Origin of the sequence: Pseudomonas sp. PvP009 (assembly GCF_017832995.1) — a bacterium.
Taxonomy (GTDB): Bacteria; Pseudomonadota; Gammaproteobacteria; order Pseudomonadales; family Pseudomonadaceae; genus Aquipseudomonas; species Aquipseudomonas syringae.
Genome location: NZ_JAFIBG010000001.1, coordinates 3,954,939 through 3,979,563, shown reverse-complemented (window position 1 = coordinate 3,979,563; position 24,625 = coordinate 3,954,939). Strand labels below are relative to the sequence as shown.

Genomic DNA, 24,625 nt, shown 5'->3' with positions numbered 1-24,625 from the left:
CTGTCATCATCCTCCCGCGAAATCGCCTGGTTTCACACTTACCCTTCGGCGATTCGCAAACTAATCCTGCCTCCCGGTTTCGCTTTCGCCCGATCTGATCTATACCTTGGGTTCAACGTTTTGTGAGGCGAGGAGCTTTCAGATGTCAGACGCAGATCAGGTACAAAAGTCGCAACCTTCTCCCAGCCAGAGCCACGATGACGTGATTGCTCAGTTCAAGTGGCAGGGCAAGCAGATCGACTGGTTGCTGCAATGGCTGGTCAAGTTTGTTGCCAACACCAAGGTTGAGATGGGCGTGACGCTGTCAGTGGGCGGGAATCTGGTTTCCGGGCATCTGATTTCTCACGATGCGTATTTCGAGCAGTTGGCCGACGATATCTCGGCACCGTTCAGCTCGTTCGCCAACGGTACTGACGCGACCATGAAAGAGATGATCCTGTCCTTCAAGCCCGGTGAGTCGTCTGAAGACACCCCGGCCTTCCATTTCCTTCACCTGAAGGACTGCCGCACCTACTCTACTGACGGCAACCCGATTTGTGATGCCGGTGTGCTGTGGCGGGGCCGGATCTCGGCCGTCGATGGGTTCACCATCGGGCTTATCGCCGAAAAGCCTGACGCAGCCTGACCCTTTGAAGCCTCGACGTCCGTCGGGGCTTTTTCACTCAGTCTCATGATCGCTTCCGGAGTGCTGAATGCACTGGCTGGTCATGGGACGCTGCGTCTGTAATAGCGTCACTTAGCCACTCTTTGCGCGACAAAATGTCGCAAGCCGAGGTCAGGCGAGTAATATGTTCGCCCTGACCTTATCTGCCGAATGGTTTTCGGCATGGCCTGATAGAGAGCTGGCGACAAGAAAAAACAACAAGAACTGAGCCAGGCTGCCCGCCCCGGTCGACATAAAGAATTAATGAGTAGACGAAAAAGGCGATTAGAGAAAATGACCAAAACTTCGCGACCTTTGTACATTTCCTACGCAGGACCCTCACTGCTGGAAATGCCCCTGCTGAACAAAGGCAGTGCCTTCACCCCGCAAGAGCGGGTCGAATTCAATCTGATCGGGCTCCTGCCGCAGAACGTAGAGACGATCGAAGAGCAAGTCACCCGGGTCTACAGCCAGTACAAACAGTGTGCCAGCGACCTGGACAAGCATATTTACCTGCGCTCCATCCAGGACAACAACGAAACCCTGTTTTTCCGCCTGCTCGACTCCCACCTGGACGAGATGCTGCCGATCATCTACACGCCGACGGTGGGGCAGGCCTGTCAGGAATTCTCCAAGATCTACCGCACGCATCGCGGCCTGTTCATTTCCTACCCTGAGCGCGACCGTATCGATGACATTTTGCGCAGCGCGACCAAGGACCGGATCAAGATCATTGTCGTGACCGACAGCGAGCGAATTCTCGGTCTGGGCGACCAGGGCATCGGCGGCATGGGCATTCCGATCGGCAAACTGTCGCTGTACACCGCTTGTGGCGGGATCAGCCCCGCGTACACGCTGCCGATCGTGCTGGATGTCGGCACCAACAACCGTGAGCTGCTGGACGACCCGATGTACATGGGCTGGCGTCACGAGCGGGTATCGGGCAAGGAATACGAAGACTTCATCGCGCTGTTCATCGACGCGGTGCAGCGTCGCTGGCCTGACGTGTTGCTGCAGTTCGAAGATTTCGCCCAGTCCAACGCCATGCCGTTGCTCGAAAAGTATCGGGACGAGCTGTGCTGCTTCAACGATGACATCCAGGGCACCGCTTCGGTCGCTGTGGGTACGTTGCTGGCGGCCTGCAAGGCCAAGAATGAAACCCTCGGCCAGCAGAAGGTGGTGTTTGTCGGTGCCGGTTCGGCAGGCTGCGGGATCGCCGAGCACATCATCGCAGCGATGCGCATCGAAGGTCTGAGCGAAAGCGAAGCGCGCAAACGTATTTTCATGGTTGATCGTTTCGGCCTGTTGACCGAAGGCATGGACAACCTGCTCGATTTCCAGAAACGACTGGCGCAAAAGACTGCCGACGTGTCTGGCTGGACTGCCGGTACAGAAGCCTTCCCGCAGTTGCTCGACGTGGTCGCCCACGCCGGGGCCACCGTAATGATCGGTGTGTCCGGGCAGCGCGGTCTGTTCACCGAGCAAGTGATTCGCGAACTGCACAAGCATTGCGCCAAACCCCTGGTAATGCCGCTGTCCAATCCGACGTCCAAAGTGGAAGCCACTCCGGAAGAAATCCTGCGCTGGACCGACGGCAATGCACTGGTAGCCACCGGCAGTCCGTTTGCGCCAGTGGAGATCAACGGTCGCACGGTGCACATCGCGCAGTGCAACAACTCCTACATCTTTCCGGGCATCGGCCTCGGTGTGGTGGCCTGCAAGGCATCGCGCATCACTGACCGGATGCTCATGGCGGCGTCCAATGCGCTGGCCGAGTGCTCGCCGATGGTGACAGGGAAGGGTGATGCGGTGTTGCCGCCGCTCAAGGAAATCCAGCAGGTCAGCCGCAAGATCGCCCTGGCTGTGGCCAGGGAAGCGCAAGCCGAAGGGCTGGCACTGGAAACCACCGAAGAGGCGCTGCTTGAGGCCATCGAGCGCAATTTCTGGTTGCCGGGCTATCGGGCCTATCGTCGTCGCTCGGTCTGATCAGGCGCGTTTGAACGGCTGATGTCTCCTCAAGCTTGCTTGCGGAGACACGCTGCTCGCAAATGCGTTAATGCTGCAACGCATTTCTTTACAGTGAAATAAGCTTCATTCAACCCAATCCTCTCACCGTTTTCACATAAAATTGATGATGCGCTGCCTACAGTGCGCGCCATCGGGGCGTTCACTGGCTCCTGAATGCCCGATGCATATTAATTCGATAAGCAGACCACGATGCCGACACCCAGAACTGTTCGTCCAGAGGTTGTAACCCTACTTGCCAGTGCGTTTCTGTTACTGGGTTTCAATATCAATCTCTGGCAGCATCTTTTCTCGATTACCAGCGCCGATAGCAAAGGGTTGGCCATGCGCTTTGCGTTTGGCTTGATGATTTTCTGCGTGTTCAATATCGTTTTGACGCTGTTGGCATTCCGTCGTGTGTTTAAACCGGTGTTGATCAGTCTGTTTATGATCAGCGCGGGGGTGGTTTATTTCATGACCGAATACGGGGTCATGATCGACGCCGGCATGTTTCGAAACTTCGCCGAAACCAACGTGACGGAAGTGCAGGGGCTGCTGTCTTTAAAACTGGCCTTGTATATCCTTCTGCTGGGCGTAGTGCCCTCGTTGATCCTCTGGAAACTGCCGATCAGCTACCGTCGCTGGCACCTTGAACTGTTCAGCAAACTGTTGGTGACGGTGGCGTGCTGCGTGGCAATCGGCGGCGTTGCACTGGCCAATTACCAAGGACTGTCGTCATTGTTCCGCAATCACCATGAATTGCGCCTGATGGTGGTGCCAAGCAATTACATTGGTGCGTCGCTGGGCTACCTGAGTGAGCAGGTGATCTCCGCAAGGCGCCCGTTCGTCAAGATCGGCGAGGACGCCAAACGTTCTGCGGACTGGGCCATGCATGCCCGCAAATCCTTGACCGTGCTGGTGGTCGGCGAAAGTGCCCGGGCCGAGAACTTCGGGATCCTTGGCTACGGTCGTAACACCACGCCCAACCTGAACAAGGAAAGCGGGCTGGTGGCGTTTACCGATGTGTATTCCTGCGGCACCGAAACCGCCGTGTCGGTGCCTTGCATGTTTTCCAACATGGGACGCAAGAATTACAACGCTACCCAGGCGCGCAATCAGGAAGGCTTGCTGGACGTACTGAAGCGCGCGGGCATAGACGTGATATGGCGTGACAATCAGGCTGGCTGCAAAGGCACCTGCGATCGAGTGACCTTCCAGGACGTGAGCAATCTCAAGGACCCGCTGTTGTGCAACAACCATGAATGCCGGGACGAGATACTCTTGCAAAACCTGCAGACCTTTATCGACAGCCTCGACAAGGACACCGTGCTTGTTCTGCACCAGATGGGCAGCCACGGGCCTGAATACTACAAACGTTACCCAAAAGAGTTTGAAAAGTTTACCCCGGTGTGTGAAAGCAATGCGTTGAACAATTGCAGCCGGGACAGCATCGTCAATGCGTACGACAATACGTTGTTGTACACCGACCATGTACTGGCCACGCTGATTGATCTTTTACGCGCCAATCAAAACAAGGTCGATACCGCCATGGTGTATCTGTCGGACCATGGCGAGTCGCTGGGCGAGTACAATCTGTTCCTGCACGGCACGCCTTATGTGCTGGCGCCTGATCAGCAAAAGCATGTGCCGATGATGGTCTGGTTGTCCGATAACTATCAGAAGTCCTTTGCCGTCACGCCGGAGTGCCTGGCCAAACAACGTAATGCTCCATTGAGCCAGGACAATCTTTTCCATTCCATGCTCGGCCTGTTGAAAGTCGATACCAAGGTTTATGACCCCAGCCTCGATATGTTTGCCGGATGCCGCAGCGAGTTGGCGGCCACCGACAAGTAACCACGTGCGCGGCGTTCCGGGTATTGATCGTCCTCTCACGTTATGGGGACGATCATCGGCAGCGCGTCTGCCCGGTAATAGCTCCTCCTGTCCGTCATTTGCATGAAGATGCGCCAGACCCGGACGACAGACGCGCGATAATCTCCCATGACGATATATACTGCGCGCCATTGTTGAAGGGAGAGCCGTGTGGCCATCGATATTCACTGGATTCGCGACGACGACAGCCTCGCCCGGCATTGCGCACAATGGCAGTCACTGCCTTTCGTGGCGCTCGACACCGAGTTCATGCGGGTCGACACTTTTTATCCGATCGCCGCGCTGCTGCAGATCGGCGACGGGCAGAGCGCCTGGCTGATTGATCCGTTGCTGATCAACGACTGGCGGCCGCTGTCTGCGTTGCTCGAAAACCCCGACGTCATCAAAGTGGTGCACGCGTGCAGCGAAGACCTCGAGGTGTTGCTGCGCCTGACCGGCAGCCTGCCGGTTCCGCTGTTCGATACTCAGTTGGCAGCTGCCTACCTGAACCTCGGTTTTTCCATGGGCTACTCGCGTCTGGTGCAGGAGGTGCTCGACATCGACCTGCCCAAGGGCGAAACCCGCTCCGACTGGCTGCAACGCCCGCTGTCGGAAACGCAGATCAGCTACGCGGCCGAAGATGCCGTGCACCTGGCCGAGCTGTTCACCATCCTGCGCCCGCGCTTGTCCGACGACAAATACGCCTGGCTGCTGGATGACGGCGCCGAACTGGTCGCCAACCTGCGCCGTGAGGTGGACCCGTACGAGGTGTATCGCGACGCCAAGCTGGCTTGGAAGTTGTCCCGCGCCCAGCTAGCCGTGCTGCGCGAGTTGTATGCCTGGCGCGAGCGCGAGGCGCGTGCCCGCAACCTGCCGCGCAACCGTATAGTGCGTGAGCACTCGCTCTGGCCATTGGCCAAAACCCAGCCGGACAACCTCGGCGCACTGGCACGGATCGAAGACATGCACCCGCGGACGGTCCGTCATGACGGCGAGTTTCTGCTCGAGCTGATCAAGACTGCGAGCGTGCTGCCTCCAGAAGAGTGGCCACCTGCGTTGCCCGAGCCGTTGCCCATTGATGCGGCCGGGTCGATCAAGCGTCTGCGTGCCATCGGTCAGCAGTACGCCGAGCGACTGGACATGGCCCCGGAGCTGATGCTGCGCAAGAAGACCCTCGAAGCCCTGCTCAAAAGCGGCTACCCCGACGGTCCTTACCAATTACCCGACTCGCTGCGTGGCTGGCGTCGCGAGTTGATGGGTCAGGCGCTGCTGGACAGCCTGGCCACCCCCGGAGAACCGTCTTGAAGCGCATCTGCTCGATTTATCGCAGCCCGAAAAGAAACGAGATGTACCTTTACGTCCTGAAGAGCGACGTCCTCAAGCGTGTGCCGCCCGAGCTGATGGTGGCCTTCGGCAAGCCGGTTCATGCGTTCGATCTGGTGCTGAGTCCCGAGCGGGCGCTGTCGCGCGAAGATATCAATGTGGTGCTGGAGAACCTCGACAGCCAGGGCTATCACTTGCAGATGCCGCCGGCTGAAGACGATTACATCGAGCACTTGCCCGAAGAGCTGCTGCGCCGCAACGATCCCATGTAATCGTTGCTCACGTTGTAAAGCGGCCCACATCGACGTGGGTTGCCTGTCCTGTTTTTAAGGTTTTTGAAACATGCGCGTTCTGATTGCCGAGCACGATTACCACGTTTACACCCAATTGTTGCGCAAGGCTGCGCCTGATCTGGAAGTTTTCAGCACTGGCGATTCTGCCGAGTTGTCGCGCATGGCCAGCGACTGCCCGGTCTGGCTGGGACAGCCCGACCTGATGGCCAATCTGCTGCGGCAGGGGCACACGCCGCAATGGCTGCAATCCACCTGGGCGGGCATCACGCCGCTGCTGGCTGACAGCCTGTCGCGGGATTATCGCCTGACCCGTGCAGTCGGGATTTTCGGCCAGGTCATGGCTGAGTTCGTTTTGACCTACATGCTCGGCCATGAGCGTGAGGTGTTGGCGCGCCTGATGAGTCAGGTCGAGCGCAAGTGGGACAACCGTACCGGGCAGAGCCTGTCGGGCCGCAAGGCATTGATCGTCGGTGCCGGTGATATAGGCCAGCGCGTTGCCGAGTTCCTCCTGCCGTTCGGCGTGCAGGTGTACGGTGTGGCCTCCAGTGCGCGCACTCAGGAACCGTTCATTGAAGTGACAGCGTTGTCAGACATGACGCGCCTGCTCGGCGACATGGATTACGTCATCAACCTGCTGCCCAATACGCCCGAGACGCACGACCTGTACGACGCCAAGTTGTTCGCCAGCTTCAAGCCCACGGCGCTGTTCATCAACGTCGGACGCGGGGTGGCTGTTGTCGATGCAGATCTGGTCGAGGCGTTGAAAGAAGGGCATCTGGCTGGCGCGGTGATTGACGTCTGCCGTCAGGAGCCTTTGCCGCAGCGGCATCCGTTCTGGACTGCCTACGGTCTGCTGTTGACCGGTCACAGCTCGGCGCCTACCTCGCCAGTGGCCATGACCGAGCTTTTCGTGCATAACCTGAACGCTTTTCAGGCGGGAGAAGCGCTGCGCGGAGAGGTCGATTTTTCGCGAGGTTACTGACGCCCTCGCCAACGAGCCGACGTTTCAGGCGTCGGCTCGCAGGCATCGATTACAGCAAACAGTCGGTTACAGCGAAAAATCACCTTCGGCGGCCAGTTCTGCCAGCGGCTTGCGCGGGCTTGGCACTTCGCGGCCTTGCAGGTAGTCCGGCAAGGTCGATTTGTCACCCAGCTTGCCAATCGCGATGGCCGCATGCACTGCGTAGCCTTCGGGAATATTTAACTCCTTGCGGGTCAGATCCTGATCGAAACCGGCCATGCCGTGGGTGTGCCAGCCGCTCAGGCTGGCCTGCAGTGCCAGGTAACCCCATGCCGAACCCGTGTCGAAGGTGTGCCACAGGGCAGGGCTCTCTTCGCTTGCGCCGGGGGCGACGAAGGTGGTCTTGGAAATGACGATCACCAAGGCCGCTGCGTGTTGTGCCCAACTGCGGTTGAACTCGTTCAGCAAGCCGAGGTAACGCTCCCAGTTCGGCGTATCGCGACGTGCATAGAGAAAGCGCCAGGGCTGCGAGTTATACGCTGAGGGCGCCCAGCGTGCGGCTTCGAAAAAGCTCAGCAGGGTTTCCTGGTCGATGCTTTCGCCGCTGAAGGCACGTGGCGACCAGCGTTCGGTGAATTGCGGGTCGATAGGGTGATCGGCGATGCGAGGGTTCGTGCTCATGAGAGTCCTTGATAGCGAAGGTTGAAAACGAGCGTGGCTTGATGGGCCGTGGTCGGCAGGCATCGCTTGAACGCACTGAAAACCCGTTAACGCTACTGTTTTGCCCCGTCGCTGACAAGTCCCGGCTACCGGCAGTCGCAAGTGCTTGGCCCGCACCCCTTGTACCTCTAGACTGGCGGCCTTTTCATTCTCGATACCGTTGTCCGAACCATGGCCGCTAAAGTTGAACCCTTCTGGATTCGCAAGACCCTTGACCAGCTCGACACCCAGGAGTGGGAGTCGTTGTGCGATGGCTGTGGCCTGTGCTGCCTGCAGAAGCTTGAGGATGAGGAAGACAACGCGGTTTATTACACGCGAATTGCCTGCAAGCTGCTGGATCTGAAAACCTGCCAGTGCTCCGACTATGCAAACCGACGTGCCTCGGTGCCCGATTGCATTCAGCTGACGCCTGGTCAGGCAGATGAATTCAAATGGCTGCCACCGACCTGTGGCTATCGTCTGGTCAGCGAGGGTAAGGATTTGCCGCTCTGGCACCATCTGGTGTGTGGTGATCGCACGGCCGTGCATCACGAGCGCATCTCCCAGTCAGGCCGCATGCTCAGCGAGAACAATGTGGCCGAAGACGACTGGGAGGATTACCTGATCTTTCGCGCAGGTTGAACGCTTAAATGACCGGCTTCGGCTCGGTCAGCGCGTCCACGCCTTTGGCAGCCGCCGTCTTCACGGCATCTTCAGCGTCGTCCTTGAGGTTATTCAGTTGCGCACCGGCACGTTCGATGGTCGAGCGTGCGCTTTGCAGATCGCTGTGGCCTTTTTCCATCAGGCTCTTGGCCGAGCAGTGACCACTGATGCCGCGCGCCAGAGCCGCGCCGCCGATGGCCAGTTGAACCAGGCCCAGAAAGCCGCCACGACGGACGCCTTTACCCATCAGCAGTACGCCGCCAGCCAGCGAGCCAATGCGCTCCCAGCCGTTTACGTTCTGCTCGGGGTTGCGTTGAAGCAGTTCAGGTGTGTCAATGCGTTCGATGATTGGGGTGTCGCGCATGATGGCTCTCCATGAGGTAGTAGGTCGGAGTTGGCAAATTGGAAGCAGTTGCTCGATTCAGAGAAACTGACTGCCCGTGCGCGACACAGGTTCAATGCTTTTCCGTCAGCGGTCGCTGGCCGGATCAATTTTCTCGCGACCGAACTGCGGGCCCGAACGGGTATTGATACCTTTGGCCATGCGGTCATAGAGGACCACATTGACGGTCGCCGCCAGATTCATGCAGCCCTCGGTCGGGATATAGACCACGTCTTCACACCAGTCGCGAATCTCCTGATCCAGCGAGCCATCTTCCGGGCCGAAGATATACAGTGCGCGATCAGGGTGCGTGTATTCGGGCAGCGCACGGGCGCCGTCGACCAGTTCGACAGCCACCGGAATGCAACCCAGCGGCAGAATGCTTTTGAGGTCTTCGATGCCGATCAGCGGGATGTCCTGATGGATTTTCTTGGTGTCGGTGATGAAGTCCCGCGCGCGCTCATAGCGTTTACCGGTATAGAACACCGACGCCACGCCGTAACAGCCGGCGGCACGCATGACGGAGCCGACGTTTTCCGGGGACTTGGGGTTGTAAAGACCGATGCAGGCGTACCGTTTGTTGGCCACGGGGAGGGTGCTCTGAAGAAAACCGGGGATTATACGGCAGCCTCAGAGCAATGCCATTGACTGTGTTCAGAACCACATGCGCACGCCGACCACCAGTCGCGCGTCCTGGGTGTCTTCGTCGTCCTCGCGCGCGTAATCGGCGGTCTTGCCGTAGGAGCGGTCCCAGCTCACCCCGACATAAGGCGCGAATTGCGGGGTGATCTCGTAGCGCAGTCTGAGGCCGAACTCGCTGGTCGACAGGCCCGAACCATTGCCGCGTTGCGGGTCGTTCTTGCCGTAGAAGTTCAGCTCCGCGGTGGGCTGCAGCACCAGATTGTTGGTCAGCTGGAGGTCGTAGTCGGCCTCCAGGCGAGCGGCGGTCTGCCCGGCTTCGCCGATGAACGCGGTGGCCTCGATATCCAGATCCGAAATGGCTTGGCCCTGCAGGCCGAAGGCGGCCCAGGTTTGCGGCGCGCCCGGTTTGAAATCCTGACGCGCTCCGGCGACCACGTCCCACCAAGGGCTGATCGAGTGGCCCCACAACGCCTGGACTTCCGCTTCTTCGGTCTTGCCGTTGGTTCGCTCACCTTCGGAGCGCAGCAGCAGGCGGTCGATATCACCGCCAATCCAGCCGGACAGGTCCCAGGCCAGCGCGCTGCCGTCGTTGGCGTCCTGCCATTCCAGCTTGTCAGCCAGGAAGTAACTGTTGATGGCGCTGTCATGGACCTGATGGCCGGCGTGGCTGGTGTACACCGCAGCCCGGTCCGCATCAGTGATCGGCGGGATCGGGGTTCGGCTCTGGGCGGGCGCAGTCTGTGTTGAGGGCGCGTCCTCGCTGTCGCTGGCGTCCATGTGCATCGCATGGCTGCCGTGGTCCATGCCTTCCATCCCGGCGGCCATGCTCGAGGTCCACGGTGTAGCGGTCAGCCCGGCGGCCAGCAACAGCATCGGCAGGCGGGGCGAATTCAGCGTTCTGCTCAACATCAAGGTCCTCATTCTTCCACCCGCACTTCGCGGAACATGCCCATTTCCATGTGGTACAGCATGTGACAGTGATAAGCCCAACGGCCCAGCGCATCGGCGGTCACGCGGTAGCTGCGGCGTGACCCCGGTGGCATGTCGATGGTGTGTTTGCGCACCATGAACCGGCCGTTTTCATCTTCGAGGTCGCTCCACATGCCATGCAGATGGATGGGGTGGGTCATCATCGTGTCGTTGACCAGCACGACACGCACCCGCTCGCCGTATTTGAGCATCAACGGTTTGGCGTCCGAGAACTTCACACCGTCGAATGACCAGGCGTATTTTTCCATGTGCCCGGTCAGGTGCAGTTCGATCGTGCGGCTCGGCTCACGGCCGTCCGGGTCTTCGAAGGTGCTGCGCAGGTCAGCGTAGGTCAGGACTCTGCGGCCATTGCCCCGGAGGCCGATGCCCGGATCGTCGAGCTTGGGCGAGGTGCTCATGGCTTGCATGTCGACCAGTGGGTTGTTGTTTTCGCTTTCTGGGTGCGATTGCGGGGTCGGCGTTTTGTTGGCCGGCATCTGCGCGTGGTCCATTGCGGGCATCGCGTCGTGGCCCATCTTGCTGTGGTCCATGCCTGACATGTCGTGCGTTGCCGGGGCTGCGGGGTGGTTCATGCTGCCATGCTCCATGCCCGCCATACCCATATCGTCCATGCTCAACAGCGGGCGTGGATCGAGGGGCGGAACGGCAGCCTGCAGGCCGGGCCTGCTGGCCAGGGTGCCGCGGGCGTAACCGGTGCGGTCCATCGACTGGGCGAACAGGGTATAGGCACCTTCCGCCGGTTCGACAATCACGTCGAAGGTTTCCGCCACTGCGATGCGCAACTCGTCGACGGTCACCGGCTTGACGTGCTGGCCGTCGCTGGCCACCACGGTCATCTTCAGGCCTGGAATACGCACGTCGAAGTACGTCATTGCCGAGCCGTTGATCAGCCGCAGTCGGATCCGCTCGCCAGGCTTGAACAGTCCGGTCCAGTTCATGTTCGGCGCCTGACCGTTCATCAGGTAGGTGTAGGTTGCGCCGCTGACATCCGCCAGATCGGTCGGGTCCATTCTCATCTTCGCCCACATCCAGCGATCCCTGGTGGTCTCGCTCCAGCCTTTTTCACCAACGTCGTTGATGAAGTCGCCGACGGTGCGCTGGTTATTGTTGTAGTAATCGGACTGTTTCTTGAGCGTTTTCATCAGCTGGACCGGCTCTTCGTCGGTCCAGTCGCTGAGCATGATCACGTGTTCGCGGTCGTATTCGAACGGCTCTGGCTCTTTCGCGTCGATCACCAGCGGCCCGTAGACCCCCGACTGTTCCTGGAAGCCAGAGTGGCTGTGATACCAGTAGGTACCGTGCTGCCTGACCTTGAAGCGGTAGACATACAGGCCATCCGGCGCGATGCCGTCAAAGCTCAACCCCGGAACGCCGTCCATGTTGGCCGGCAGGATGATGCCGTGCCAGTGGATGGACGTGGCTTCGTCGAGCCGGTTCTTGACCCTCAGCGTCACGGTGTCGCCTTCGCGCCAGCGCAGCAGCGGGCCAGGGATGCCACCGTTGATGGTCTGCGCGGTCTTGGCATTGCCGGTGATGTTGACTTGGGTTTCGCCGATATACAGATCGAACTCGGTGCCGGACAACCCGTTTGGCTGACCCGGATTGGCCACTGCCCACGCCGGGCTGCGCCACAGCCCGAGGCCGCCGAGCAGGCCACTGGCGGCCAGCCCTTTCACAAAGGTTCGTCTTGAGGTTCGGGTGGGCATGACAAAGTATCCGGTCGGTCGGGTGGCCGCAGGCCAGGGGAAGTGCGGGTCGGGCGGGGGAGCGTGGCTGGTCGGAGGTACCGGGGTCACTCGTCCTTTTTCATCAGCCCGGCCAGTGCAGCGAACGGGTTGTGGGTGGCCTTGGCGGTTTTCGGACTGCCCAGAGAGCCATCGGCGAAGTACTGCTGATCGGTGTAGCGCGAGTGCTCGTTATCGTGGCAATACAGGCACAGCAGCTCCCAGTTGGAGCCGTCCTGCGGATTGTTGTCATGGTTGTGGTCGCGGTGGTGTACGGTCAGTTCGCTGAGGCGTTTGCCTGCGAACTCGCGCGCGCAGCGGCCGCAAACATGCGGGTACATGCGCAGCGCCTTGTCGCGGTAGCCCATCTCGCGATCGCGCTGGGCGTCGGCCAGGATGCGGTCCAGCTTGGCAGTATGGGAAGGGGGATTGGCCGTGCTCATGGTGTCACCTGTGCGTGTGCGCATTGAAAGCGGAATGTCGGCAAGTTTAGCGCCAGATGGGCAAACTCACACCTGCTGGGAGAGTAATTGACCATCGACCATGCGCAGGCGCTTGGACAACGAGATGGCCAGGGCGCGAATGATCTTGGCGGCGATTTTTGGCGCGTCCTCGAGCATCTTGTCCAGTGAATCACGGCCCAGGTTCAATAGCTGGCAACTGGTGGCTGCAACACAACTGGCCGAGCGGCGCTCGCCATCCAGTACCGCCATTTCCCCAAAGGCGCGTCCGCGCCGCAGAACGGCGATTTCCACCTGTTGGCCGTCTGCAGCAAGCTTCTGCACAGACACGGTGCCCTGATGGATGATGCACATGAAGGTTCCGGCATCGCCCTCGGCGAAAATAGTCTCGCCCTTATCGATATCGGTAATGCTGAAATAGCCGGCTACGGTAAAGAAATCGCCCGGCAGCAGCGTGTCGAACAGGCCGCAATCCAGCAGCATGTCGCGTATGGCGTTGTTCAGGTTGGACAGTGGTTCTGACATGTTAGGTCTGGTAATCCTGACAAAGGGGCAACTCCGCTGCCCCCGATCCTAGTAAGACAGGTGTTTCACACCAAGTTCATTCAGCGATCTGCAATACCTTGAAGATAAACGCGTACTCCAGCGCCACGTCACGCAAGCCCTGATAGCGACCGCTCATGCCACCGTGCCCGGCACCCAGTTCGGTCTTGAGCAGCAGCGGATGGTCGTCGGTCTTGGTGGCGCGCAATTTCGCGACCCATTTGGCGGCTTCCCAGTACTGCACGCGGCTGTCGTTGTAACCGGCGATGACCAGCATGGCCGGGTAGGCCTGGGCCGTGACGTTTTCGTAGGGCGCGTAGGCCTTGATGCGCGCGTAGACCTCGGGCTCCTGCGGGTTGCCCCATTCGTCGTATTCGGTGACGGTCAGCGGCAGGTCCGGGTCGAGCATGGTGTTCAGCACATCGACGAACGGCACTTCTGCTATCGCTGCCTTGAACAGCTCGGGCTGCTGGTTGAGCACCGCACCGATCAGCAGGCCGCCGGCGCTGCCACCGCTGATCACCAGTTGTTCAGCGCTGGTCAGACCCTGGGCGACAAGGTGTTCGGCGCAGGCAATGAAATCGCCGAAGGTGTTCTGTTTGTGCTCCTGCTTGCCGTTGCGATACCAGGCCTCGCCCAGCTCGCCGCCGCCGCGCACATGGGCAATGGCGAACGCTACGCCACGGTCGAGCAGGCTCAGACGGGCGTGGGAAAACCACGGGTCGAGGCTCTCGCCATAGGCGCCGTAGCCGTACAGATACAGCGGGGTGGCCTGTCCGGCCAGTTCGCGCTTGACCACCAGGCTGATCGGCACTTGGGTGCCATCGCTGGCCGTGGCCCACAAACGCTGGCTGACGTAGGCATCGGCGTCGAAGGTGCCCAGTACCGGGGTTTCCTTGAGCACCACCTGCTCGCCGCTGGCCAGGGTCAGTTGACGGACCTGGGCCGGCCGGTTCAACGACTGGTAGCGCAGGCGGATTTTGTCGCTGTCGAATTCCAGCGTGTCCTGCACATACAGGCTGTAGGCGGCATCAGGCAGCTGCACGCGATAGGTCGGCAGCGCCTGAGGACGTACTTCGATGATCGGCAGGCCGCCCTCGCGCAGGCTCAGGCTGATGCCTTTGGCGTTGAGGCTGACGCCTTCGAGCATGACCTTGTCGTCGTGCGCGACCAGCGTCTGCCAGTCCTCGCGCACCGGTACACCACTGGCGTCTTGCGCTGCTTGATATAGCGCGAAGTTGATGCCGCTCTGATTGCTGCGGATGAACCAGGTCCAGATGCCATCGAGCAGTCCGTGGTCCGGGTAGTATTCGTGACCTTCGCTGCGCGGTGCGAGGCAGGTGAAGGCCTGTTGCGGATGATCGGCGTCCAGCACCCAGGCTTCGCTGGTGGTTTTGCTGTTGAGCAGAATGATCAGTTGGCGCTCTGAGCTGCTGCGGAAGCAGTGCAGGAAGAAGCGGCCGTCCGGCTCGTCGAACACCAGCTCGGCCGATGCCGTTCCCAAGGTATGGCGATGCAGCTTGCCCGGGCGATGGGTTTCGTCCAGCTCGCCGAAAAACAGGGTCTGGCTGTCGTTGGCCCAGGTCATGCTGCCGTCGCAGTTTTCGAAGGGCAGGCTGCTGATCTGACCGGTGCTCAGTTCCTTGACGTAAAGCTCGTACACCTCGTCGCCACTGGTGTCCAGGCTGTAGGCCAGACGCTGGTGGTCAGGGCTGATGCTGAATGCACCCAGCGAGAAAAAGCCGCCATCGGCCATCTCGTTAGGGTCGAGCAACAATTCCTCGGCGCTTTCATCCACCGTGTTGCTGTCGTCGGCCGGGCGCGGGCAGCGGTAGTGACGGGCGTATTCGTCGCCTTGTGTGGTGCGGGTGTAATAAAGGTACGGCCCCCAGGGGGAGGGCAGCGACAGGTCGGTTTCGAGGATGCGGCCCTTGATTTCCTCGAACAGGCTTTCGCGCAACCCGGCCTGCTCTGCCAGTTGCTGCTCCTGCCAGGCGTTTTCGGCCTTGAGGTAGTCGAGCACTTCGTCGGTGTCGCGGTTCTGCAGCCAGGCATAAGGGTCGGGACCGTCGGCCTTGCGAGCGATCGGGGCGCTGGAGGTTGCATTCGAGAAGGACATGCTGGGCTCTCTGTTAAGGCATCAATCAGGAAAATATCGGTACACGCTGAACCGAATACTGAAGCGAGGCAAGCCGCGTCAGGCAAAAGCCGTTATCATAAGCGCCTCTTTACCTGGCTTACCACGGACGTCATGACCGAAAACGACTATCTGATCGCCTGGAGCGTCTACGCCTTCGCCGCGTTGGGTTGCCTGCTGGTATGGTTTCTGATGACCCGCTGGATGTGGCGGTATCTCAAGGAGCCGTTGCTGGTGGCGGTCGCGGTGCTGCTGTTTACGCCGACCATGGTCGACCCTGCCAAGGATGCGATGGCGCCAGCCGTGGCGATCACCGCGCTTGACCTGATGTTCAAGGTCGGCAGCAACGTCTGGACCGCCGTGTCGGACCTGGCCATGTATGGCATGTTCGCCTTCGCCGCGTACCTGCTGTTCGTGCTGATCCGCTGGCCGATCGAACGCAGCCGCAAGGCACGTCAACCGCAGCCGGTTGCTCAACCCGTCGAAACAGACCCCGCTGACGAGCCGTTTGCCGAGGATGACTCGTACGCCCGCAGATCCGCTGCGCCCATTCCTCCGGCCAGAGGCACGCGGGTCGAGCCGCGGTTGTAGATCCCGCTTCGTTGGCAAGCGCCGTTCACTGCGGCGCATGACCCGCTGCAAAACGTCTTGAAGCGAGAACCTGAGCATGTGTGAACTACTGGGCATGAGCGCCAACGTCCCGACCGACATTGTCTTCAGCTTTACCGGGCTGATGCAGCGTGGCGGCCGCACCGGTCCGCATCGCGATGGATGGGGTATTGCCTTCTACGAGGGCCGTGGACTGCGCCTGTTTCAGGACCCGGCAGCCAGCAGTGAATCGGAAGTCGCCCAACTGGTGCAGCGTTATCCCATCAAGAGCGAAGTCGTGATCGGCCATATTCGTCAGGCCAACGTCGGCAAGGTCTGCCTGTCCAATACCCATCCTTTCGTGCGTGAGCTCTGGGGCCGTAACTGGTGCTTTGCCCATAACGGCCAATTGGCGGATTTCACCCCGGGCGTTACTTTCTACCGGCCGGTGGGCGATACCGACAGCGAAGCGGCATTCTGCGACTTGCTCAATCGCGTCCGCGAAGCCTTTCCCGAGCCCGTCGACGTCGAGGAATTGCTGCCTACGCTGATCCAGGCGTGTGCCGAATATCGCAGCAAAGGCGTGTTCAACTGCCTGTTGAGCGACGGTGACTGGCTGTTTTGCTTTTGCAGTACCAAACTGGTTCAGATCACCCGTCGTGCTCCGTTCGGTCCGGCAAGGTTGAAAGATGTCGACGTGATTGTCGATTTTCAGGCTGAAACCACACCGCATGACGTGGTCACGGTCATCGCGACCGAACCCTTGACCGAAAACGAAAACTGGAACCGCTATGAACCGGGCCAGTGGAGCCTGTGGCGCAAGGGCGAGAGCGTAGCGCAAGGTTCGGTCGACACCGCGACCGAGACGGTCAGGCCGTAAGACACCATCACATTGGCTTAATGGATAAGAAAGAAGAGGGATATTGATGCTGCGAAGTTATCTGCGATTGGTCCTGTTCACCATGGGCCTGCTGTTCGGGGTACAGATTCCCGGTTTCATCAGTGATTACAGCAAGCGTGTCGAAGCGCATCTGATCGAGGCGCAGCAAGCCGTGAAGGGCTACACCTCCACCGCGCAGCAGTTCTTCAAGGGCGATATCCAGGCGCTGATCCAGCACTATCGCAGCAGTGAGGACCCGGTTTTCCGCAGCGATGCGGACACCATCGACACCCTGATGAACCGCACGCACATCCTTGAGCGTCAGTGGCTCGGGCTTCAGGGGCCGTGGTATTCCAAAGCCATCTTCGTCGCGACCTCTTCCGATCCGGATATCCGTCGCGAAACCTTCAATGGTTATACGTGGCAAGTTCTGCTGGCCCCGGAAGTGATTGCCTGGGGCATCATCAGCGCATTGCTGCTGGCGCTGCTGATCGAAAGCTTTGTGCTGTTGCTTGGCTGGGTTTTCAACGGCGGACGACGCAAGCCTCAGCTGGAACGCGACTGGAATTGACTCTGGGTCGGGGCGTAGCGAAACATCGGTGGGCAGTTCATATGACTGCCCGTGTTTCATTACGTAGATAGGCGAGTACTGTTTCAGGTGCGTTCCACATCAGCACGTCGATGATTGAAAGGTTTTCGACGAAATTCATAGGTCCCGTGGAATAACTGAATGAAGCGGGCTCGAGAAACCTCAGTTCTATGCCTCTTTCCTGCCACTCGCCGGGTATGAAGATTTCGCGTCCACCTGTGGCGTTGATGTACTGACGCGCTTTCAGCACCGTGCTTATTTCCAGCGCCCATTGGCCCGCATGTTCAATGGGCGGCAGATCAAGGTTCATCGCTGCACAGCTTTCCCAGTCAAAGCTCATGCCTAAATATTCGCAGACCACTTTCAGCGCGCGTGTATTGAGTTCACACAGGTGGGTGGCAGGTGTGCCGAATGTCTGCTCGACCACCTGCAAGGTTTCCCGAAAGTAGGGTGCCTTGCTTCGATAGTGTTCGAGCTGATTCGTGATTCGTCGGTGGGCACAGGCAAGGTCGATGATGGTCGCGTCCTTGATCAGCGCGCCCTCGCTGACACAGACCGGAACATTGATGTATTGCCAGTCGCCTTTGCTGCCCAGTACCCGATTGCGGTTCATCCAGCTTTTGCGTTTGTATTTGACGATGTCGAAGACCAGCCCGCGCTGGACCGCCGCAATGAGCTGGAAGTAACCGATGTAGGGGAAAAAGTAAGGCTGCATGATCCCGAGCGTTTCGTTCATAAGTAACCCGCGACGTCGCGACGGCTGCTCAGGCAAAACGATGGAGTAACTGCAAAACGACCTACTCAATCAGCACTTTTCCGTCTGATTGGTTGTGTGGAACTGTCAGCGTAGTTCGGGTGTTCAAAATGATCATGCTGCTGGTCGGGTGGTACTGGCCGGTCGATGACCGGCTTGTACAGCATTGGCAGCAGCCTTATTTCATTTCGCCAGGTAACGCATGCCTTCTTCCAGACCGCTAAGGGTCAGCGGATACATCTGCCCCTCGATCAAATCACGCACGATATGCGTCGAGGTGGTGTAGTCCCAGGCATCTTTCGGGTAGGGGTTGATCCAGATGATCTTCTTGAATTTGGCCATGAAGCGCTGCATCCATACATAGCCCGCCTCTTCATTCCAGTGTTCGACACTGCCGCCGGGCTGGGTGATTTCATAGGGCGCCATTGAGGCGTCGCCGATGAAAATCACTTTGTAGTCCTCGCCATACTTGTGCAGCAGGTCCTGGGTGGCGGTCCGCTCCGAGCTTCTGCGCTGGTTGTTCTTCCACACCGATTCATAGATGAAGTTATGGAAGTAGAAATACTCCATATGCTTGAACTCGGTCTTGCACGCGGAGAACAGCTCTTCACAGACCTTGATGTGCGAATCCATCGAGCCGCCGATGTCGAACAACAGCAATAACTTGATGGTGTTGCGCCGCTCCGGGCGCATCTGAATGTTCAGCAGGCCCGCATCGCGTGCGGTGTGATCGATGGTGCTGTCGATGTCCAGTTCATCCGCAGCACCCTGACGAGCGAACTTGCGCAGGCGACGCAGGGCCACCTTGATATTGCGTGTCCCCAGTTCAACCTGATCGTCCAGGTTTTTATATTCGCGCTGGTCCCAGACTTTGACGGCCTTGCCTTTGCGCTCGCCTGCATCGCCGACGCGGATGCCCTCCGGGTTATAGCCACCCGAACCGAACGGGCTGGTGCCACCGGTGCCGATCCATTTGTTGCCACCGGCATGGCGTTCCTTCTGTTCTTCCAGGCGTTTCTTGAACTCCTCGATCAGTTTGTCGAGGCCGCCCAGCGACTGAATCTGCGCGCGTTCCTCGTCCGTAAGCGAACGCTCGAACTCTTTGCGCAGCCAGTCTTCCGGGATCAACGCCTGCAAATGCTCGTCGAGATTTTCCAGACCATTGAAATATGCGCCGAAGGCCCGGTCGAACTTGTCGAAATGGCGCTCGTCCTTGACCAGAATCGTGCGCGCCAGAAAGTAGAACTCATCGATGTCGGCGAAGACGACCCGCTGTTTCAGCGCATTGATCAGGTCCAGCAGTTCACGCAGAGACACCGGCACTTTGGCCGCGCGCATTTCGTTGAACAGGTTGAGCAGCATGGCTGTTGCCCTTTTACATGGCAGGTTGGATAGACACGATCAGCGGTTGCCGCGACGGCTCATGAACGCCAGACGTTCCAGTAAGTGCACGTCCTGCTCGTTCTTGACCAGCGCGCCGGCCAGTGGCGGAATCGCCTTGGTCGGGTCGCGTTCGCGCAGCACGGCTTCACCGATGTTGTCGGCCATCAGCAGCTTCAGCCAGTCGACCAGCTCGGAAGTGGAGGGCTTCTTCTTCAGCCCAGGCACTTTGCGCACGTCGAAGAATACGTCCAGCGCTTCGCTCACCAGGTCTTTCTTGATGTCCGGGTAATGCACATCGACGATGCGTTGCAGCGTGGCCCGATCCGGAAAGGCAATGTAGTGAAAGAAGCAGCGACGCAGAAAGGCGTCCGGCAGCTCCTTCTCGTTGTTGGAGGTAATGATGATGATCGGTCGCTTTTTGGCCTTGATGGTTTCATCGATCTCGTAAACGTAGAACTCCATCTTGTCGAGTTCCTGCAACAGGTCGTTGGGGAACTCGATATCGGCCTTGTCGATTTCGTCGATCAGCAGAATCACACGCTCCTCGGACTCGAAGGCTTCCCAGAGCTTGCCCTTTTTCAGGTAATTGCGTACGTCGTGGACCTTGTCGACGCCCAGTTGCGAGTCGCGCAGACGGCTCACCGCATCGTACTCGTACAGGCCCTGATGGGCCTTGGTCGTGGACTTGATATGCCAGGTAATCAGTTTCGCGCCGAAGGACTCGGCCAGTTGCTCGGCGAGCATGGTCTTACCGGTGCCGGGCTCGCCCTTGACCAGCAGTGGACGTTCCAGCGTGATGGCCGCGTTGACCGCCAGCTTGAGATCGTCGGTGGCAACGTAGGCCGGCGTACCTTCGAACTTCATTGATCCATCCTTTTCGCGTGGGCGCGCGTAACCGGTCGGCACGCACGCCGTAAGAGGGGCAAGCAATGCCCTGACTATAACGTGGCGGCCCGATGGCTGTGAACGAAGACGCCTCATTCAGTTCTTGAATGGCGCGTCACGCTGTGACCGGGTCTAAATTGTAACGCTGCTTCTGGTATGGCTAATTTGGCGATACCATGCGTGCCATGTCGACCAAATACAGATTCAGGGATAAATACAGGATTCAGCTGAGAGAAAAAGACCACCTGCCGCCGCATGTTCACCTGACCGGTGGAGGGCTGGACGTGCTGATTTGCCTTGAGCTTGTAGAGCCCATGCGCGGAACCGCACCGGCTGTTGTGTTAAGGGAAGCTCTTGAATGGATACGAACTCACCGCAACGAACTGATGGAGGAATGGAAACGATGGCATCCATGAAACGCCCACGGCTCAAGGAGGTTCAGGCCCAGTCTGGTTATCGACTGGCCTTGACGTTCATCGACGATCAGCAATTCGTGCTCGACATGAGCGCGGATGTGCAGACTTTTCCTGGGTTACGGCCTTTGATCGCTGCCGATGCCTTTGCCCAGGCCCAGGTGGGCGATGATGGCTGGACGGTTGAATGGCCGGAGCCGGATATCCAGATCGGTGCCGATACCTTGTACCTTGACGCTCAGGCTCAAGCGGCCACCGATGAAAACACGCGTATTTTCATCGGGTGGCGGGCCCGCACGGGTTTGCCCCTGGCTCAGGCCGCAAAAGCATTGGGTGTGAGCCCGCGCAGCATCACCCGCTACAGCAACTCCCGCGAGCCGACACCACGCACCCTGGCGCTGGCTTGCCTGGGCTGGGATGCTTTGCAGCAACAGGCACAGGCCGCCGAAGAGCGGGGCGTCTACGGCAAAGACAAAAAAGCACGCTAGGAACCCTTGCTGCTCTCATAGCGCGCATTGAATGCCTGCACGAAAGCATTGCGCAGGATCTGCAGAAACGCCTGGAAGCCGCTGATGTCCTGCTGATGGACACTGCCGCTGAGGTCGACGCGTGTGGCGAACTGGTTTTCCCGCTGGTTTTTCAATACGGTTTCGCTGGTGCCGACCAGCGCTTCCCAGATAGATCGGAAAACACCCTTGTCCTTGTTTTCCACATCCTGATGCCAGTTGAATACGTCCACGTTGCGCAGCAGCGGTTTTATGTAGCCCTTGAGCTGGCCTTTATCGGCCTGCGCTTCAATCACCACGTCGCCATCGCCAGCGTTGAAATCGAACTTGCCGTAGGCCGACGAGAAATCGTTGAGTTTCTTGAGCTGGATGCCGGTGGCGCGCAGTTTGAAGTCGAAGTCTTCAAAGTTGCTGAACGGGTCGAATCTGGCTGAGCTTTCCAGATCGGCGTGGCCCAGCAGACGCGCCTTGCCCTTGAACTCGGCATCGCGATTGCCTTCCACGTCGACCACGTTGGTCAGGTTGTAGATGCTGGCATTGACCTGGTCCGCCTCGATTTTTACCTTGGGCTTGGAGTTGAAGTTATTGAATGTGATACGCCCGTTGTCGATGCGCAATTCGTTGAGGGTGATAGGCAGCAGCTTGTTCATCTGGGTACGCCAGTCAGTGCCCTGACCGGTCTGCGAGTCCTGCTTGCTGCCGCCGTCCACGAAGTTGATTTGCGGATCGGTGAACAGGGCTTTCGCGACCACCGCATGGTCATACCAGAGTGAATGCCAGCTGACTGCCAGTTCGATCATCGGTGCGTCGAAGAAGGGCACCGGGACCTTGCCGTCGGTCTTGACGATCTTCAGCCCCTTGATCCGGTACGCGCCTCGCCACAGTGCCAGGTCCACATCGGTAATCTCGCCTCGGTAATCACCCATGTCGGCCAGTTTGTCGTTCAGATAGTCACGCACCAGATAGGGCAAGGCGATATTGACAGCGATCAGCAGGACTATCAAAGCGGCCAGGGTCCATAGCGGCCAGCTGTAGCGACGTTTCATGACATGAGTCTCCTGTTTCAATGATGGATTGACTGCTCGCGCCGTCATCCGTTCGGTCAGACTGGACGCCCCACAGTTGGCGGCATAGGCTTTGGGTCTTTAACCGATGTGCACAAGGACACCCTCATGAGCCGTATCTACGCTGATAACGCCCATTCCATCGGTAATACGCCGCTGGTGCAGATCAATCGTATCGCGCCACGCGGTGTCACCATTCTGGCCAAGATCGAAGGGCGTAATCCGGGTTATTCCGTCAAATGCCGTATCGGCGCCAACATGATCTGGGACGCCGAAAGCAGCGGCAGGCTCAAGCCGGGCATGACCATCGTCGAGCCAACCTCGGGCAACACCGGCATCGGTCTGGCCTTCGTTGCCGCTGCCCGTGGCTACAAGCTGATGCTCACCATGCCTGCTTCCATGAGCATAGAACGTCGTAAGGTACTCAAGGCCCTGGGCGCAGAACTGGTGCTGACCGAAGCGGCCAAGGGGATGAAAGGTGCGATTGCCAAGGCCGAAGAGCTGCTGGCAGGTAACCCCGAGCACTATTTCATGCCGGCGCAGTTCGAGAACCCGGCCAACCCGGCCATCCATGAAAAAACCACTGGCCCGGAAATCTGGGCAGACACCGACGGTGCCATCGACGTCTTGGTGGCAGGCGTAGGGACTGGCGGGACTATCACCGGTATCTCCCGGTATATCAAGCACACCGAAGGCAAACCGATCCTGTCGGTCGCCGTCGAGCCGGACGGTTCGCCGATCATCACCCAGGCGATGGCCGGTGAAACGATCACCCCCAGCCCGCACAAGATTCAGGGCATCGGCGCCGGCTTCATCCCGAAAAACCTCGACCTGTCGATTGTCGATCGGGTAGAGCGTGTCACCGATGAAGAGTCCAAGGCCATGGCGCGGCGTCTGATGCAGGAGGAGGGCATTCTGTGCGGTATTTCGTGCGGCGCGGCAATGGCGGCCGCCGTCCGTCTGGCTGAAAAGCCGGAGATGCAGGGCAAGACGATCGTGGTGGTGCTGCCGGACTCCGGCGAACGTTACCTGTCGAGCATGCTGTTCAGCGATCTGTTCACCGATCAGGAGCTTTCCCAGTAACACATCTTCGCAAGTGCGCACTTCATGCGGACAACGCAAGGGTTTATGATGGCCAGCTTACGACTCGCCGGACGATCAGCGCTGTCCGCCCGGCGCTCCGGTCATTATTCAGAATCATGCATCAGCACTGCCCGCGTGACGTTTGGCGTTATCTGCCCGCTTCAAGGAGAGCTTCATGACCCTTTCATTTGTTGCCAAGGCATCGATCCTGATGCTGTTTCTGGGCAGCACGCTGTACGTTCATTTGCGCGGTCGTGCCCGATTGCCCCTGTTGCGGCAGTTCGTCAACCATTCGGCATTGTTCGCACCTTACAACGCACTGATGTACCTGTTTTCCCGCGTGCCGTCCGAGCCGTATCTGGACCGCAGCAAGTTCCCTGAACTGGACATCCTCAAGGACAACTGGGAAACCATTCGCGACGAAGCCATGCACCTGTTCGACGAAGGCTATATTCGTGCGGCGGAGAAAAACAACGACGCCGGTTTTGGCTCGTTCTTCAAGAAGGGCTGGAAGCGCTTTTACCTGAAGTGGTACGACAAGGCCTTGCCGTCTGCCGAGGCGCTGTGCCCGAAAACCGTCGAACTGGTCAACAGCATTCCCAACGTCAAGGGCGCGATGTTCGCGCTGTTGCCGGGTGGCAGTCACCTCAATCCGCACCGCGATCCGTTTGCCGGCTCGCTGCGTTATCACCTGGGCCTGTCGACACCCAACTCCGATGACTGCCGGATCTTCGTCGATGGCAAGGAATACGCCTGGCGTGACGGTCAGGACGTCATGTTCGATGAGACCTATGTTCACTGGGTCAAGAACGAGACCGACCAGACCCGGGTGATTCTGTTCTGTGACATCGAGCGTCCACTGACCAACCGCTTCATGACCCGTATGAACCGCAGTGTCAGCGCGTTTCTGGGGCGCGCCACCGCTCCGCAGAACCTCGACGACGAGCGCGTCGGCGGAATCAACCAGGCGTATGCGTTCAGCAAGCGTTTCAGTGATGGCTTCAGTGGCAAGGTCAAGCAGTTCAAGCGCGCCAACCCCAAGGCTTATCGCATATTGCGCCCTGTTCTGGCCGTGGCGGTACTGACGCTGCTGGGCTACTGGTTGTTTGGTTAAGCGACAGTCCTTTCTGTTACTCCGCACTG

The 24,625-nt window shown here is 59.1% G+C and carries 26 protein-coding genes; 14 read left to right on the top strand and 12 right to left on the bottom strand.

Features of this window, described 5'->3' with window-relative positions:
* Positions 1-142: 142 nt before the first annotated feature.
* The 6 genes from gvpU to JOE29_RS16835 all read left to right on the top strand — a co-directional run bounded on the left by gvpU (position 143) and on the right by JOE29_RS16835 (position 7,117).
* On the top strand, positions 143-625 hold the full coding sequence (gvpU, locus tag JOE29_RS16860) for a gas vesicle accessory protein GvpU (protein ID WP_003345567.1): 483 nt from the start codon (positions 143-145) through the stop codon (positions 623-625).
* Positions 626-937: 312 nt separating this feature from the next.
* Entirely contained in the window at positions 938-2,629 is a 1,692-nt protein-coding gene (locus JOE29_RS16855; protein ID WP_024692245.1) for an NAD-dependent malic enzyme, read from the top strand.
* Positions 2,630-2,860: 231 nt separating this feature from the next.
* Positions 2,861-4,501, top strand: a complete 1,641-nt coding sequence (locus JOE29_RS16850) for a phosphoethanolamine--lipid A transferase (RefSeq protein WP_044311750.1) — start codon at positions 2,861-2,863, stop codon at positions 4,499-4,501.
* A 189-nt stretch (positions 4,502-4,690) separates the two neighbouring features.
* Entirely contained in the window at positions 4,691-5,824 is a 1,134-nt protein-coding gene (rnd, locus tag JOE29_RS16845) for a ribonuclease D (RefSeq protein WP_137983342.1), read from the top strand.
* Complete coding sequence (locus JOE29_RS16840; RefSeq protein WP_003317401.1) at positions 5,821-6,114, top strand: YcgL domain-containing protein; 294 nt, start codon at positions 5,821-5,823, stop codon at positions 6,112-6,114. Before rnd ends, JOE29_RS16840 begins: the two co-directional genes overlap by 4 nt.
* 70 nt (positions 6,115-6,184) lie before the next feature.
* Complete coding sequence (locus JOE29_RS16835) at positions 6,185-7,117, top strand: D-2-hydroxyacid dehydrogenase (RefSeq protein ID WP_003390934.1); 933 nt, start codon at positions 6,185-6,187, stop codon at positions 7,115-7,117.
* Positions 7,118-7,183: 66 nt separating this feature from the next.
* On the opposite strand, the gene JOE29_RS16830 is transcribed toward JOE29_RS16835, so the two are convergent.
* On the bottom strand, positions 7,184-7,777 hold the full coding sequence (locus JOE29_RS16830) for a nitroreductase family protein (protein ID WP_003317403.1): 594 nt from the start codon (positions 7,775-7,777) through the stop codon (positions 7,184-7,186).
* A gap of 210 nt (positions 7,778-7,987) precedes the next feature.
* Here JOE29_RS16830 and JOE29_RS16825 point away from each other — a divergent pair, with 210 nt between their 5' ends.
* Complete coding sequence (locus tag JOE29_RS16825) at positions 7,988-8,437, top strand: YcgN family cysteine cluster protein (protein WP_003368281.1); 450 nt, start codon at positions 7,988-7,990, stop codon at positions 8,435-8,437.
* A 4-nt stretch (positions 8,438-8,441) separates the two neighbouring features.
* On the opposite strand, the gene JOE29_RS16820 is transcribed toward JOE29_RS16825, so the two are convergent.
* The 7 genes from JOE29_RS16820 to JOE29_RS16790 all read right to left on the bottom strand — a co-directional run bounded on the left by JOE29_RS16820 (position 8,442) and on the right by JOE29_RS16790 (position 15,319).
* Positions 8,442-8,822 (bottom strand): DUF2892 domain-containing protein, encoded by a 381-nt coding sequence (locus JOE29_RS16820; RefSeq protein ID WP_137983341.1) that lies wholly within the window; start codon positions 8,820-8,822, stop codon positions 8,442-8,444.
* Positions 8,823-8,927: 105 nt separating this feature from the next.
* Positions 8,928-9,428, bottom strand: a complete 501-nt coding sequence (locus tag JOE29_RS16815) for an RNA methyltransferase (protein WP_003317406.1) — start codon at positions 9,426-9,428, stop codon at positions 8,928-8,930.
* A 66-nt stretch (positions 9,429-9,494) separates the two neighbouring features.
* Positions 9,495-10,388: a copper resistance protein B gene (locus tag JOE29_RS16810; protein WP_275564554.1), complete on the bottom strand. Its 894-nt coding sequence runs from the start codon at positions 10,386-10,388 to the stop codon at positions 9,495-9,497.
* An 11-nt stretch (positions 10,389-10,399) separates the two neighbouring features.
* Entirely contained in the window at positions 10,400-12,178 is a 1,779-nt protein-coding gene (locus tag JOE29_RS16805) for a copper resistance system multicopper oxidase (RefSeq protein WP_210079718.1), read from the bottom strand.
* 86 nt (positions 12,179-12,264) lie between these two features.
* On the bottom strand, positions 12,265-12,639 hold the full coding sequence (locus JOE29_RS16800; protein WP_003317410.1) for a YajD family HNH nuclease: 375 nt from the start codon (positions 12,637-12,639) through the stop codon (positions 12,265-12,267).
* A 66-nt stretch (positions 12,640-12,705) separates the two neighbouring features.
* The gene (locus tag JOE29_RS16795; RefSeq protein ID WP_003317411.1) at positions 12,706-13,182 is read right to left on the bottom strand and encodes a cyclic nucleotide-binding domain-containing protein; all 477 of its coding nucleotides are present in this window, start codon (positions 13,180-13,182) and stop codon (positions 12,706-12,708) included.
* 76 nt (positions 13,183-13,258) lie between these two features.
* The gene (locus JOE29_RS16790) at positions 13,259-15,319 is read right to left on the bottom strand and encodes a S9 family peptidase (RefSeq protein ID WP_210079717.1); all 2,061 of its coding nucleotides are present in this window, start codon (positions 15,317-15,319) and stop codon (positions 13,259-13,261) included.
* A gap of 132 nt (positions 15,320-15,451) precedes the next feature.
* Between JOE29_RS16790 and JOE29_RS16785 the strand changes: the two genes are divergently transcribed.
* The 3 genes from JOE29_RS16785 (at position 15,452) to JOE29_RS16775 (ending at position 17,376) form a co-directional block, all read left to right on the top strand.
* Positions 15,452-15,928: an MFS transporter gene (locus tag JOE29_RS16785; protein WP_198711783.1), complete on the top strand. Its 477-nt coding sequence runs from the start codon at positions 15,452-15,454 to the stop codon at positions 15,926-15,928.
* A gap of 76 nt (positions 15,929-16,004) precedes the next feature.
* Positions 16,005-16,805, top strand: a complete 801-nt coding sequence (locus tag JOE29_RS16780) for a class II glutamine amidotransferase (RefSeq protein WP_198710683.1) — start codon at positions 16,005-16,007, stop codon at positions 16,803-16,805.
* Between the two features lie 46 nt (positions 16,806-16,851).
* On the top strand, positions 16,852-17,376 hold the full coding sequence (locus JOE29_RS16775) for a DUF2937 family protein (RefSeq protein ID WP_003409481.1): 525 nt from the start codon (positions 16,852-16,854) through the stop codon (positions 17,374-17,376).
* A gap of 37 nt (positions 17,377-17,413) precedes the next feature.
* Here JOE29_RS16775 and JOE29_RS16770 read toward each other — a convergent pair whose 3' ends face one another.
* The 3 genes from JOE29_RS16770 to JOE29_RS16760 form a co-directional block, all read right to left on the bottom strand.
* Complete coding sequence (locus JOE29_RS16770; RefSeq protein WP_024959852.1) at positions 17,414-18,130, bottom strand: WbqC family protein; 717 nt, start codon at positions 18,128-18,130, stop codon at positions 17,414-17,416.
* Positions 18,131-18,331: 201 nt separating this feature from the next.
* Positions 18,332-19,510, bottom strand: a complete 1,179-nt coding sequence (locus JOE29_RS16765; protein ID WP_003317418.1) for a VWA domain-containing protein — start codon at positions 19,508-19,510, stop codon at positions 18,332-18,334.
* A 39-nt stretch (positions 19,511-19,549) separates the two neighbouring features.
* Entirely contained in the window at positions 19,550-20,395 is an 846-nt protein-coding gene (locus tag JOE29_RS16760; RefSeq protein WP_003407249.1) for a MoxR family ATPase, read from the bottom strand.
* A gap of 206 nt (positions 20,396-20,601) precedes the next feature.
* Between JOE29_RS16760 and JOE29_RS16755 the strand changes: the two genes are divergently transcribed.
* Positions 20,602-20,832 carry a DUF4160 domain-containing protein gene (locus tag JOE29_RS16755; protein WP_074952281.1) on the top strand — a complete coding sequence of 77 codons (231 nt, stop codon included), beginning with the start codon at positions 20,602-20,604 and terminating at the stop codon, positions 20,830-20,832.
* Positions 20,829-21,317 carry a DUF2442 domain-containing protein gene (locus JOE29_RS16750; protein ID WP_024683811.1) on the top strand — a complete coding sequence of 163 codons (489 nt, stop codon included), beginning with the start codon at positions 20,829-20,831 and terminating at the stop codon, positions 21,315-21,317. Before JOE29_RS16755 ends, JOE29_RS16750 begins: the two co-directional genes overlap by 4 nt.
* On the opposite strand, the gene JOE29_RS16745 is transcribed toward JOE29_RS16750, so the two are convergent.
* Entirely contained in the window at positions 21,314-22,381 is a 1,068-nt protein-coding gene (locus tag JOE29_RS16745; RefSeq protein ID WP_210079716.1) for a DUF748 domain-containing protein, read from the bottom strand. The two genes, JOE29_RS16750 and JOE29_RS16745, sit on opposite strands and share 4 nt — an antisense overlap.
* A gap of 126 nt (positions 22,382-22,507) precedes the next feature.
* Between JOE29_RS16745 and cysK the strand changes: the two genes are divergently transcribed.
* Both cysK and JOE29_RS16735 read left to right on the top strand, forming a co-directional pair.
* Positions 22,508-23,482, top strand: coding sequence for a cysteine synthase A (cysK, locus tag JOE29_RS16740; protein WP_003421272.1), 975 nt, complete (start codon positions 22,508-22,510; stop codon positions 23,480-23,482).
* Between the two features lie 175 nt (positions 23,483-23,657).
* Complete coding sequence (locus JOE29_RS16735; RefSeq protein ID WP_003317423.1) at positions 23,658-24,596, top strand: aspartyl/asparaginyl beta-hydroxylase domain-containing protein; 939 nt, start codon at positions 23,658-23,660, stop codon at positions 24,594-24,596.
* Positions 24,597-24,625 lie beyond the last annotated feature (29 nt).

What these genes read in the sequence shown, in the direction of transcription:
- gvpU (WP_003345567.1), top strand. Translation starts at nt 143, where the DNA reads ATGTCAGACGCAGATCAGGTACAAAAGTCGCAACCTTCTCCCAGCCAG.
- JOE29_RS16855 (WP_024692245.1), top strand. Translation starts at nt 938, where the DNA reads ATGACCAAAACTTCGCGACCTTTGTACATTTCCTACGCAGGACCCTCA.
- JOE29_RS16850 (WP_044311750.1), top strand. Translation starts at nt 2,861, where the DNA reads ATGCCGACACCCAGAACTGTTCGTCCAGAGGTTGTAACCCTACTTGCC.
- JOE29_RS16835 (WP_003390934.1), top strand. Translation starts at nt 6,185, where the DNA reads ATGCGCGTTCTGATTGCCGAGCACGATTACCACGTTTACACCCAATTG.
- JOE29_RS16830 (WP_003317403.1), bottom strand. Translation starts at nt 7,777, where the DNA reads ATGAGCACGAACCCTCGCATCGCCGATCACCCTATCGACCCGCAATTC.
- JOE29_RS16825 (WP_003368281.1), top strand. Translation starts at nt 7,988, where the DNA reads ATGGCCGCTAAAGTTGAACCCTTCTGGATTCGCAAGACCCTTGACCAG.
- JOE29_RS16820 (WP_137983341.1), bottom strand. Translation starts at nt 8,822, where the DNA reads ATGCGCGACACCCCAATCATCGAACGCATTGACACACCTGAACTGCTT.
- JOE29_RS16805 (WP_210079718.1), bottom strand. Translation starts at nt 12,178, where the DNA reads ATGCCCACCCGAACCTCAAGACGAACCTTTGTGAAAGGGCTGGCCGCC.
- JOE29_RS16800 (WP_003317410.1), bottom strand. Translation starts at nt 12,639, where the DNA reads ATGAGCACGGCCAATCCCCCTTCCCATACTGCCAAGCTGGACCGCATC.
- JOE29_RS16795 (WP_003317411.1), bottom strand. Translation starts at nt 13,182, where the DNA reads ATGTCAGAACCACTGTCCAACCTGAACAACGCCATACGCGACATGCTG.
- JOE29_RS16790 (WP_210079717.1), bottom strand. Translation starts at nt 15,319, where the DNA reads ATGTCCTTCTCGAATGCAACCTCCAGCGCCCCGATCGCTCGCAAGGCC.
- JOE29_RS16785 (WP_198711783.1), top strand. Translation starts at nt 15,452, where the DNA reads ATGACCGAAAACGACTATCTGATCGCCTGGAGCGTCTACGCCTTCGCC.
- JOE29_RS16780 (WP_198710683.1), top strand. Translation starts at nt 16,005, where the DNA reads ATGTGTGAACTACTGGGCATGAGCGCCAACGTCCCGACCGACATTGTC.
- JOE29_RS16775 (WP_003409481.1), top strand. Translation starts at nt 16,852, where the DNA reads ATGCTGCGAAGTTATCTGCGATTGGTCCTGTTCACCATGGGCCTGCTG.
- JOE29_RS16770 (WP_024959852.1), bottom strand. Translation starts at nt 18,130, where the DNA reads ATGAACGAAACGCTCGGGATCATGCAGCCTTACTTTTTCCCCTACATC.
- JOE29_RS16765 (WP_003317418.1), bottom strand. Translation starts at nt 19,510, where the DNA reads ATGCTGCTCAACCTGTTCAACGAAATGCGCGCGGCCAAAGTGCCGGTG.
- JOE29_RS16760 (WP_003407249.1), bottom strand. Translation starts at nt 20,395, where the DNA reads ATGAAGTTCGAAGGTACGCCGGCCTACGTTGCCACCGACGATCTCAAG.
- JOE29_RS16755 (WP_074952281.1), top strand. Translation starts at nt 20,602, where the DNA reads ATGTCGACCAAATACAGATTCAGGGATAAATACAGGATTCAGCTGAGA.
- JOE29_RS16750 (WP_024683811.1), top strand. Translation starts at nt 20,829, where the DNA reads ATGAAACGCCCACGGCTCAAGGAGGTTCAGGCCCAGTCTGGTTATCGA.
- JOE29_RS16745 (WP_210079716.1), bottom strand. Translation starts at nt 22,381, where the DNA reads ATGAAACGTCGCTACAGCTGGCCGCTATGGACCCTGGCCGCTTTGATA.
- cysK (WP_003421272.1), top strand. Translation starts at nt 22,508, where the DNA reads ATGAGCCGTATCTACGCTGATAACGCCCATTCCATCGGTAATACGCCG.
- JOE29_RS16735 (WP_003317423.1), top strand. Translation starts at nt 23,658, where the DNA reads ATGACCCTTTCATTTGTTGCCAAGGCATCGATCCTGATGCTGTTTCTG.